The organism is Klebsiella michiganensis (genome assembly GCF_015139575.1).
Lineage (GTDB): Bacteria > Pseudomonadota > Gammaproteobacteria > Enterobacterales > Enterobacteriaceae > Klebsiella > Klebsiella michiganensis.
In genome coordinates, this window is record NZ_AP022547.1 from 1781194 (window position 1) to 1792778 (window position 11585).

Annotated in this window: 9 protein-coding genes; 7 read left to right on the forward strand and 2 right to left on the reverse strand. The window is 54.8% G+C overall.

Annotation, left to right across the window (positions count from 1 at the left end):
- Positions 1-116: 116 nt before the first annotated feature.
- Together JLG71_RS08480 and cirA are read left to right on the forward strand one after the other, a co-directional pair.
- On the forward strand, positions 117-1586 hold the full coding sequence (locus tag JLG71_RS08480; RefSeq protein ID WP_004852681.1) for an amino acid permease: 1470 nt from the start codon (positions 117-119) through the stop codon (positions 1584-1586).
- Between the two features lie 303 nt (positions 1587-1889).
- Positions 1890-3863, forward strand: coding sequence for a catecholate siderophore receptor CirA (gene cirA, locus JLG71_RS08485; RefSeq protein WP_049080623.1), 1974 nt, complete (start codon positions 1890-1892; stop codon positions 3861-3863).
- 106 nt (positions 3864-3969) lie between these two features.
- On the opposite strand, the gene JLG71_RS08490 is transcribed toward cirA, so the two are convergent.
- Positions 3970-4128 carry a type I toxin-antitoxin system Hok family toxin gene (locus JLG71_RS08490; RefSeq protein ID WP_025106750.1) on the reverse strand — a complete coding sequence of 53 codons (159 nt, stop codon included), beginning with the start codon at positions 4126-4128 and terminating at the stop codon, positions 3970-3972.
- A 293-nt stretch (positions 4129-4421) separates the two neighbouring features.
- A complete protein-coding gene (fghA, locus tag JLG71_RS08495; RefSeq protein ID WP_038424722.1) occupies positions 4422-5258 on the reverse strand; it encodes an S-formylglutathione hydrolase in 837 nt (278 codons plus the stop codon).
- A 368-nt stretch (positions 5259-5626) separates the two neighbouring features.
- Here fghA and folE point away from each other — a divergent pair, with 368 nt between their 5' ends.
- From folE to mglA, 5 genes are all read left to right on the forward strand, one after another.
- On the forward strand, positions 5627-6295 hold the full coding sequence (gene folE, locus JLG71_RS08500) for a GTP cyclohydrolase I FolE (protein WP_004103895.1): 669 nt from the start codon (positions 5627-5629) through the stop codon (positions 6293-6295).
- Between the two features lie 15 nt (positions 6296-6310).
- Entirely contained in the window at positions 6311-7468 is a 1158-nt protein-coding gene (yeiB, locus tag JLG71_RS08505; RefSeq protein ID WP_200914093.1) for a DUF418 domain-containing protein YeiB, read from the forward strand.
- Between the two features lie 155 nt (positions 7469-7623).
- Entirely contained in the window at positions 7624-8646 is a 1023-nt protein-coding gene (gene galS, locus JLG71_RS08510; RefSeq protein WP_014230155.1) for an HTH-type transcriptional regulator GalS, read from the forward strand.
- A gap of 289 nt (positions 8647-8935) precedes the next feature.
- The gene (mglB, locus tag JLG71_RS08515) at positions 8936-9934 is read left to right on the forward strand and encodes a galactose/glucose ABC transporter substrate-binding protein MglB (RefSeq protein WP_014230154.1); all 999 of its coding nucleotides are present in this window, start codon (positions 8936-8938) and stop codon (positions 9932-9934) included.
- 119 nt (positions 9935-10053) lie between these two features.
- Positions 10054-11574 (forward strand): galactose/methyl galactoside ABC transporter ATP-binding protein MglA, encoded by a 1521-nt coding sequence (gene mglA, locus JLG71_RS08520; protein ID WP_200914095.1) that lies wholly within the window; start codon positions 10054-10056, stop codon positions 11572-11574.
- The last annotated feature ends 11 nt before the right edge of the window (positions 11575-11585 follow it).

The window sequence follows — 11585 nt, forward strand, 5'->3', positions numbered from 1 at the left end:
TACTAATAATCCATGCTCGATCATGAAGCTCTCTTATAACTTTGCAATTGTATCGGATGGATCACAGACACTCTGCTACAATCTCGCCTCGTTTTTTGGATGGATAGCATTTTCACATGGTTTCGGATACTAAAACCACAGAAGCGCCCGGTTTACGTCGTGAACTGAAGGCGCGCCACTTGACCATGATCGCGATTGGCGGTTCCATAGGTACAGGTCTTTTTGTTGCCTCTGGCGCAACGATTTCTCAGGCGGGCCCGGGTGGGGCGCTGCTCTCTTATATTCTCATCGGCCTGATGGTTTATTTCCTGATGACCAGCCTCGGCGAGCTGGCGGCGTTTATGCCGGTGTCCGGCTCTTTTGCCACCTACGGGCAGAATTACGTTGAGGAAGGCTTTGGCTTCGCGCTGGGCTGGAACTACTGGTACAACTGGGCGGTGACCATCGCCGTTGACCTCGTTGCCGCTCAGCTGGTGATGACCTACTGGTTCCCCGATGCACCCGGCTGGGTCTGGAGCGCGCTGTTCCTCGGCATCATGTTCCTGCTGAACTGGATCTCGGTAAAAGGCTTTGGTGAAGCGGAATACTGGTTCTCGCTGATCAAAGTGGCCACCGTCATCATCTTTATTATTGTCGGCGTGATGATGATCTTTGGCATCTTTAAAGGCGCACAGCCTGCGGGCTGGAGCAACTGGGTTGTCGACGATGCGCCATTTGCCGGCGGCTTTGCGGCGATGATTGGCGTGGCGATGATTGTCGGCTTCTCGTTCCAGGGAACCGAGCTTATCGGCATCGCGGCCGGCGAGTCGGAAAACCCGGAGAAGAACATTCCGCGCGCCGTGCGGCAGGTGTTCTGGCGTATCCTGCTGTTCTATGTGTTCGCCATCCTGATCATCAGCCTGATTATTCCGTATACCGACCCGAGTCTGCTGCGTAACGACGTGAAAGATATTTCCGTCAGCCCGTTCACGCTGGTCTTCCAGCACGCGGGGCTGCTGTCGGCGGCGGCGATTATGAACGCGGTTATTCTGACGGCGGTACTGTCGGCGGGTAACTCCGGGATGTACGCGTCCACCCGCATGCTCTACACCCTGGCCTGCGATGGCAAAGCGCCGCGTATTTTCTCTAAGCTGTCCAAAGGCGGCGTGCCGCGTAATGCGCTGTATGCCACCACGGTGATTGCAGGGCTGTGCTTCCTGAGCTCGATGTTCGGTAATCAGACCGTTTACCTGTGGCTGCTGAATACCTCCGGCATGACCGGCTTTATCGCCTGGCTGGGGATTGCCATTAGCCACTATCGCTTCCGTCGCGGCTACGTGCTGCAGGGGAACGATCTCAACGATCTGCCGTATCGTTCCGGCTTTTTCCCGCTGGGGCCGATCTTCGCTTTCGTGCTGTGCCTGATCATTACCCTGGGCCAGAATTACGAAGCGTTCCTCAAAGATACCATCGACTGGGGCGGCGTGGCGGCAACCTATATCGGCATTCCGCTGTTCCTGGTGATCTGGTTCGGTTACAAGCTGGCGAAAGGAACGCGTTTTGTGCGCTACAGCGAAATGAAGTTCCCGGAGCGTTTTAAAAGCTAAGGTCAGCTGACGCCGTAAGATAAAACCCTCTCATCGAGAGGGTTTTTTTATGTCTGCGATTCTTACATGTTGATACAGTTATTCATAATTTTATTGATAATTGTAATCATTATCTTTATCATTTCCGCCAAATTCAGGATGAAGCCAATCCCCGTATCTTGCAGAGGGTCAGACTGACAAGGGGCGACCAGCCACATCTACTGTAAAAAATTGCGCGCATACGCCGTTAGAGCGCTATGCCGACAGTACCTGTGAGCAGGACCTTTTTTGTTTGTTTTGTTGTACACCTCATGGAGATATGGAATGTTCAGGCTAAACCCTTTTGTCCGGGCCGGATTATGCGCGTCCGTCGTATCCCTGGCGTTTCCGGCGCTCGCCGACGTTAACGAAGAAACGCTGGTCGTCACCGCTGCGGCAACTGAACAGAGCGTCAAAGATGCGCCCGCCAGTATTAGCGTTATCACCCAACAGGATCTGCAGCGTAGACCGGTACAAAACCTGAAGGATGTACTGCGGGAAGTGCCGGGCGTGCAGCTCACCAACGAAGGGGATAACCGCAAAGGGGTGAGCATTCGCGGCCTCAGCAGCGGCTATACGCTGATCCTCGTTGACGGCAAACGCGTTAACTCGCGCAACGCCGTTTTCCGCCACAACGATTTTGACCTCAACTGGATCCCGGTTGATGCCATTGAGCGTATCGAAGTGGTGCGCGGGCCGATGTCTTCCCTCTATGGTTCCGACGCCCTCGGCGGCGTGGTCAATATCATCACCAAAAAAGTCGGTCAGCAGTGGACGGGCACCCTCAGCGCGGATACCACCATTCAGGAACACCGCGATCGCGGCGATACGTACAACGGTCAGTTCTTTACCAGCGGCCCGCTGATTGACGGCGTGCTGGGGATGAAAGCCTACGGCAGCCTTGCAAAGCGCGCCAAGGACGATCAGCAGGCTTCCAGCAACGCAGCTGGCGAAACGCCGCGTATTGAAGGCTTCACCAGCCGCGACGGCAACGTCGAATTCGCCTGGACGCCCAATGATAATCAGGACATCACCGCAGGCTACGGTTTTGACCGCCAGGATCGGGATTCCGACTCTCTTGACCGCAACCGCCTTGAGCGCCAGAACTACTCCCTGAGCCACAACGGCCGCTGGGATGTCGGCAATAGCGAGCTGAAATTCTACGGCGAGAAAGTGGATAATAAAAATCCGGGCCAGGCCGGAACGATCACATCTGAGAGTAACTCGGTGGATGGCAAATACGTTCTGCCGCTGGGCATGATCAACCAGCTGCTGACCTTCGGCGGCGAATGGCGTCACGATAAGCTGAAAGATCCGGTCAACCTGAGCAGCGGCGGTAAATCCACTTCCGCCAGCCAGTACGCGCTGTTCCTGGAAGATGAATGGCGGATAATCGAACCTCTGGCCTTAACCACCGGCATCCGTATGGACGATCACCAGACCTATGGCGATCACTGGAGCCCGCGTGCTTATCTGGTGTATAACGCCACCGATACCGTGACCGTGAAGGGCGGCTGGGCGACGGCATTTAAAGCGCCATCCCTGCTGCAGCTGAACCCGGACTGGACCACCAACTCCTGCCGCGGCTCGTGCAGCATTATCGGTAACCCGGATCTGAAACCGGAAACCAGCGAAAGCTTCGAACTGGGTCTTTACTATCGCGGCGAAGAGGGCTGGCTTGAAGGCGTGGAAGGAAGCGTCACCACCTTCCAGAATAACGTTGACGATATGATCGATATCCTGCGTACTTCCAGCGCCAGCGAAGCGCCGGGCTACCCGAATTTTGTCGGCTGGAAAACGGTGAACGGTAAGCGCGTGCCGGTATTCCGCTACTTCAACGTCAATAAGGCGCGTATCAAAGGGGTAGAAACTGAATTGAAGGTGCCGTTCGGCGACGAATGGAAGCTGACGGTAAACTACACCTACAACGATGGTCGCGACCTGAGTAACGGCGGCGATAAACCGCTACAAACGCTGCCGTTCCATACCGCTAACGGTACCCTCGACTGGAAACCGCTGGACGACTGGTCCTTCTACGTCACCGCCAACTATACCGGCGAACAGCGTTCGGTCAGCGCGACGGGCAAAACGCCCGGCGGCTACACCATGTTTGATATCGGCGCGGCCTGGAACGTCACCAAAAACGTCAAGCTGCGCTCCGGGGTACTCAACGTGGGCGATAAGGATCTGAGCCGCGACGACTATAGCTATACGGAAGAAGGGCGCCGCTACTTTATGGCCGTCGATTACCGCTTCTGACCGGGCGATAAAAGAGGGCTGGCAGATTTCCCTGCCAGCCCTCGCTAAAGGCGCTCAGGGTGAAGCCAGACGGAAAAGCGGTGGGCGAACCCACCGCTCCAGGTGGCTACTTACCGGATTCGTAAGCCATAAAAGCAGCTACCTCCCTGTTCGTATCGCGGTAGCGAATTTCGCAAAGCGATTTTCTTACCATCAGGGTGAACGCTAATAGCGTGATACACACGATGAGCAGACACCAGATCGGGACGTTGGGCGGTACCTTCATGGTTTGTTCTCCTTGCCTTACGGCGGGTAAGAGACTAACCTGATGTTGTCTAGGCATCGGGACAGCCTCGTGGGTGATTACATTACCTTCGGGGCTTTCTTCTTTCTGCCTCAGCACAACGGTAAAACTCAATCCTGCTCTGAGGCGAAAGCCTCAAGCGCCGCCAAAAATCATACCCCCGACGACGGAAAATACACTATCTCTCTGTATATATTAGTTTTTATGACTATTGGATGATGAGGCATTTTGCGTATCAATGCGCCGGGAAGGTGCTTCACGACGCATTGAAAGGATCAGGAGAAGAGGTGCCGGGCATGGAAGCGCAGGTGGTCCTCAATAAATGAGGCGATAAAGTAGTAGCTGTGATCGTACCCGGGCTGAATACGCAGGGTTAACGGCCAGCTTTTCTGACGCGCGGTTTCCGCCAGCACCGCCGGCTGCAGCTGTTCGGCGAGGAATGTATCGCTATCGCCCTGGTCAATCAGGGTTGGAATCGCATCTGACTCGCTGCTGGCCTGCATTAACGCGCAGCTGTCCCAGGCCTGCCAGGCCGCTTCATCCGCTCCCAGATAGGCGGTAAACGCTTTTTTGCCCCAGGGAACCTGGGTCGGGTTAACGATAGGCGCGAACGCGGAAACGCTGACGAAGCGGCCCGGATTCTTCAGCGCCATCACCAGCGCGCCGTGGCCGCCCATGGAATGCCCGCTGATGGCGCAGCGGTCGCTGAGATTAAACTCGCGGGCAATCAGCTGCGGCAGCTCGTCGCGAAGGTAATCGTACATGCGGAAATGCGCGGACCACGGCGCCTGGGTGGCATTGAGATAAAAGCCAGCGCCTTTCCCCAGATCGTAAGCGCTATCGTCGGCAACGTTATCACCGCGCGGACTGGTGTCCGGCATCACCAGCGCAATGCCCAGTTCGGCGGCGACGCGCTGAGCGCCCGCTTTGGTGGTGAAGTTTTCATCGTTGCAGGTCAGGCCGGAGAGCCAGTAGAGAACCGGCGGCGGCGCGTCAGCGGCGGCGGGAGGTAAAAAGATGCTGAAGGTCATTGCGCAGTTCAGCGTTGCGGAGTCGTGCCGCCAGCGTTGCTGCCGACCTTCAAAACAGCGGTGCTCTTCGAGCAGTTCCATGCAGGGCTCCTTAAGTGTCTCAGGCGTAATTTTCCATAATACAGATATTTCATGCCCTCGTGAGTAACTTTCACTTCCTCCTTTTCGGAACGTATTGCATCATTAATGCAACTTTTAACCAACATGCTGACCTTGCCGCAGCGGCAGGCGTCGCGCTATGGGTCGGCGATTGGCTTGGTTGCGGCAAGGTGAGCAGGGCGTTGCGTGACGCATCGTAGTGCGCTGGTCTGGCGGCGTGGAACGAGAGGTGACGCCAATTTCAACAATTATCGATGCGGCTACTGGATTCTGTGCGTCACCTCACGCACAATGAATACAAACTTTGCCCTCAGAAGAGCAAAGAGCGCCACACCTGCAGGAGAACAAAAATGTCATCACTGAGTAAAGAAGCCATACTCGTTCATGAAGCGCTGGTCGCTCGTGGGCTGGAGACGCCGCTGCGTCCGCCAGTACAAGAAATTGATAATGAAACTCGCAAGCGTCTGATCGCCGGACACATGACCGAGATTATGCAGCTGTTAAACCTTGATCTAAGTGATGACAGCCTGATGGAGACCCCGCATCGCATCGCCAAAATGTACGTCGATGAGATCTTCTCCGGACTGGACTACGCCCGGTTCCCCAAAATCACCGTCATCGAAAATAAGATGCAGGTTGATGAAATGGTGACCGTGCGCGATATCACCCTGACCAGCACCTGTGAACACCATTTTGTGACCATTGACGGCAAAGCCACGGTGGCCTATATCCCGAAAGATTCGGTGATTGGCCTGTCGAAAATTAACCGTATCGTGCAGTTCTTCTCCCAGCGTCCGCAGGTGCAGGAGCGGCTGACGCAGCAGATCCTCACCGCGCTGCAAACGCTGCTGGGGACCAGCAACGTCGCGGTTTCCATCGATGCGGTGCACTACTGCGTGAAAGCGCGCGGCATTCGCGATGCCACCAGCGCCACCACCACCACGTCGCTGGGCGGCCTGTTTAAATCCAGCCAGAATACCCGCCAGGAGTTCCTGCGCGCCGTACGTCACCACAACTAAAACGGAGCAGGGTACATGGAGAGAAATGTCACGCTGGACTTTGTCCGCGGCGTCGCCATCCTCGGTATCCTGCTACTGAATATCAGCGCCTTCGGTTTACCGAAGGCCGCTTACCTCAACCCGGCGTGGTCCGGGAACATTTCCGCCAGCGACGCCTGGACCTGGGCGATTCTCGATCTGCTGGCGCAGGTCAAATTCCTGACCCTATTCGCCCTGCTGTTTGGCGCCGGACTTCAGCTTCTGCTGCCGCGCGGCAAGCGCTGGATCCAGTCGCGCCTGACGCTGCTGGCGCTGCTTGGCTTTATTCACGGACTGTTTTTCTGGGACGGCGATATTCTGCTGGCCTATGCGCTGGTCGGGCTGGTGGGCTGGCGAATGGTGCGCGACGCGCACGATGTCAAATCGCTGTTTAATACCGGCGTGGTGCTGTACGTTATCGGCGTGGCGGTACTGCTGTTGCTGGGATTGATTTCCGGCAATACGCCCAATCGTTCGTGGCTGCCGGACGCGGCAAATTTGCAGTACGAGCAGTACTGGAAGCTAAAAGGCGGCTTTGAAGCGGTGAGCAATCGTGCGGATATGCTGTCGGATAACCTGCTGGCGCTGGGCGCGCAGTACGGCTGGCAGCTGGCCGGTATGATGCTGATGGGCGCCGCGCTGATGCGCAGCGGCTGGCTCAAAGGGCAGTTCAGCCTTCACCACTATCGGCGTACCGGCGGGCTGCTGATTGCGGCCGGAATGGCGGTCAACTTGCCCTCGATTATTGCCCAGTGGCATCTTGGCTGGGACTACCGCTGGTGCGCATTTTTGCTACAGGCGCCGCGGGAGCTGGGCGCGCCGCTGCAAACCATCGGCTACGCGGCGCTGGCCTGGGGCTTCTGGCCGCAGCTGTGTCAGAGTCGTCTGGTGGGGGCGATTGCCTGCGTCGGGCGCATGGCGCTAACCAACTATCTGCTGCAGACCCTGATTTGCACCACCCTGTTCTACCGCTTCGGCCTGTTTATGAAGTATGACCGCTTACAGCTGTTAGCCTTCGTACCGGCCGTATGGGCGGTTAATCTTCTCTTCTCGTGGTTTTGGCTACGTCATTTCCGTCAAGGGCCCGTTGAGTGGCTATGGCGTCAATTCACCCTGCGTGCGTCGGGGACATCATTAAAAGATACATCCAGATAACGATCTGGATCACAATCATTAACAAAATGGATGTAACCGTTTCCATCCCTGTGACCTCACTCACGTAGCGTACGGCACGTCGCTGCCAGAATAGCCTCCTTGCTGAACACAGGAGGTGAGTGTGACGTACTGCAATGCTCTACAGGTCGGTGAGTATGATCACCATTCGTGATGTCGCCCGCCAGGCGGGTGTTTCCGTCGCGACGGTTTCGCGCGTGCTGAATAACAGCGCGCTGGTGAGCCCGGATACGCGAGAAGCGGTAATGAAGGCGGTAACGCTGTTGGGCTATCGGCCGAACGCCAACGCGCAGGCGCTGGCGACGCAGGTCAGCGATACCATCGGCGTGGTCGTGATGGACGTGTCGGACGCCTTTTTTGGCGCGCTGGTCAAAGCGGTTGATACCGTCGCCCAGCAGCATCAGAAATATGTGCTAATCGGCAACAGCTATCATGAAGCGGAAAAAGAGCGTAACGCCATTGAGGTGCTGATTCGCCAGCGCTGTTCAGCGCTGATCGTCCACTCTAAAGCGCTGAGCGACGCGGAGCTGGGGGATTTTATGGAGCATATGCCGGGAATGGTGCTGATTAACCGCATCGTGCCGGGATACGCCCACCGCTGCGTTGGGCTGGATAACGTCAGCGGTGCGCTGATGGCGACCCGCATGCTGCTCAATCATGGTCACCAGCGCATCGGCTACCTCTCTTCCAATCACGGCATTGAAGATGATGATTTACGGCGAGAAGGGTGGTTAAGGGCGTTACATGAACACGGCATTGTCGCTCCCGAAAGCTGGGTGGGATCCGGGTCGCCGGATATGCAGGGCGGTGAGGCGGCGATGGTCGAACTGCTGGGGCGCAACCTTGGTCTGAGCGCGGTTTTCGCCTACAACGACAGTATGGCGGCCGGCGCGCTCACGACGCTTAAAGATAACGGCATTGCCGTACCGCAGCATCTTTCGCTGATCGGTTTTGATGATATCCCCATTTCCCGTTACACCGACCCGCAGCTGACGACGGTCCGTTATCCGATTATGTCGATGGCGAAACTGGCGACAGAGCTGGCGCTACAGGGCGCGGCGGGAAAGCTGGATCGTGACGCCAGCCACTGCTTTATGCCGACGCTGGTGCGCCGACATTCGGTGGCGCAGAGGCAAATTGTGGGGCCGATCACTAACTAATTATCTGCCTGATGTAACCGCTTTCAATATGTGAGTGATTTCACAGTTTGTTAACATTAAGCTGACTATGATTGCTGCGTTTACAAGTCTGAACATACTATGTCACGGTGATTAATCACTTTTACAGCAGTAATCGGCGGTTAAACGATTAATAAAGCCGTTTTTCAGGAGCGTTACCCTACACGGAAGACAGAATTACAGTCGTGAATGTCGCTGTGCAGTAACATAAATGTAACTCTCGCCAGCCATTTTCACACCAAAGACCCTGCATAATAAAACCGGAGATTCCATGAATAAGAAGGTGTTAACCCTGTCTGCTGTAATGGCTAGCATGTTATTTGGCGCCGCGGCTCACGCAGCAGATACCCGTATCGGCGTGACGATTTATAAATACGACGACAACTTTATGTCGGTGGTGCGTAAGGCAATTGAAAAAGATGGCAAATCAGCGCCGGATGTTCAGCTGCTGATGAATGACTCGCAAAACGACCAGTCCAAGCAGAACGATCAGATTGACGTCCTGCTGGCAAAAGGGGTGAAGGCGCTGGCGATTAACCTGGTTGACCCGGCGGCGGCGGGGACGGTCATCGACAAAGCGCGTGGCCAGAACGTGCCGGTGGTGTTCTTTAACAAAGAACCTTCCCGCAAGGCGCTGGATAGCTACGATAAAGCGTACTACGTCGGTACCGACTCAAAAGAGTCCGGCGTGATTCAGGGTGACCTGATTGCCAAGCACTGGAAAGCGAACCCGAACTGGGATCTGAATAAAGACGGCCAGATTCAGTTTGTCCTGCTGAAGGGCGAGCCGGGCCATCCGGATGCGGAAGCGCGTACCACCTACGTTATTAAAGAGCTGAACGATAAAGGCTTCAAAACTCAGCAGCTGGCGTTAGATACCGCCATGTGGGATACCGCTCAGGCGAAAGATAAGATGGATGCCTGGCTGTCTGGCCCGAATGCCAACAAAATTGAAGTCGTCATCGCTAACAACGATGCGATGGCCATGGGCGCGGTAGAAGCGCTGAAGGCCCACAATAAGAGCAGCATTCCGGTATTCGGCGTCGATGCGCTGCCTGAAGCGCTGGCGCTGGTGAAATCCGGCGCCATGGCGGGTACCGTACTGAACGATGCCAACAATCAGGCGAAAGCCACCTTCGATCTGGCGAAAAACCTGGCCGATGGAAAAGAACCGGCTGCCGGTACTCAATGGAAAATTGATAATAAGATTGTCCGCGTACCGTACGTTGGCGTTGATAAAGATAATCTGAGCGAATTTATCGGTAAGTAATCGCTTAATAAGCTGCGGGCGTACGCGCTTGTACGCCCGATTATTCCTGATACAGAACCCGTCCCGGCTCGTCGTTAATGCGTCGGCTGGGGTATGCACGCACGCAGCCAGGTATAACTATGGTCAGCAATAATAGCGAACGGTCAGGCGAATATTTGTTGGAAATGAGCAACATCAACAAATCGTTTCCTGGCGTCAAGGCTCTCGATAATGTGAACCTCAAGGTTCGTCCCCACTCTATTCACGCGTTAATGGGGGAGAACGGCGCGGGCAAATCTACATTATTAAAATGCCTATTTGGAATCTATCAAAAAGATTCCGGCAGTATTCTTTTTCAGGGACAAGAGATCGATTTCCATTCGGCTAAAGAAGCCCTGGAAAACGGTATTTCAATGGTTCATCAGGAATTAAACCTGGTCTTACAACGTTCGGTAATGGACAACATGTGGTTGGGACGTTATCCCACCAAAGGCGTGTTTGTCGATCAGGACAAAATGTATCGTGATACCAAAGCGATTTTCGATGAGCTGGATATTGATATCGACCCGCGCGCTCGCGTCGGAACGTTATCGGTATCGCAAATGCAGATGATTGAAATTGCGAAGGCATTTTCCTATAACGCCAAAATTGTGATTATGGATGAGCCGACTTCTTCGTTAACCGAAAAAGAGGTCAACCATCTGTTTAAAATTATCCGCAAGCTGAAAGAGCGCGGCTGCGGCATAGTCTATATTTCTCACAAAATGGAAGAGATCTTCCAGCTGTGCGATGAAATTACCATCCTGCGCGACGGCCAGTGGATTGCCACCCAGCCGCTGGAAGGGCTGGATATGGATAAGATCATCGCGATGATGGTGGGCCGCTCCCTCAATCAGCGCTTCCCGAACAAGGAGAATAAGCCGGGTGAGGTAATTCTTGAGGTGCGCAATTTAACCTCACTGCGCCAGCCATCGATTCGCGATGTCTCTTTCGATCTGCACAAAGGCGAAATCCTGGGGATTGCCGGACTGGTTGGCGCGAAACGTACCGATATCGTCGAGACGTTATTTGGTATTCGCGAGAAGGCCGGCGGGACGATCAAGCTGCACGGTAAGAAGATTAATAACCATAGCGCCAATGAAGCCATCAACCACGGCTTTGCGCTGGTGACCGAAGAGCGCCGTTCGACGGGAATTTATGCCTACCTGGATATCGGTTTTAACTCGCTGATCTCCAATATTAAGAAATACAAGAATAAGGTTGGATTGCTGGATAATTCACGCATGAAAAGCGATACCCAATGGGTGATTGATTCGATGCGCGTGAAAACCCCGGGGCAGCACACGCAAATTGGTTCGTTGTCCGGTGGTAACCAACAAAAAGTGATTATCGGTCGCTGGCTATTGACCCAGCCGGAAATTCTGATGCTCGATGAACCCACGCGCGGCATTGACGTTGGGGCGAAGTTCGAAATTTACCAGCTGATCGCCGAGCTGGCAAAAAAAGACAAAGGAATCATTATTATTTCCTCCGAGATGCCGGAGCTGCTGGGTATTACTGACCGTATTCTGGTAATGAGCAATGGTCTTGTTGCCGGAATTGTTGAGACTAAAACCACCACGCAAAACGAAATTCTCCGTCTTGCGTCGTTGCACCTTTAAGATCAGGGGCT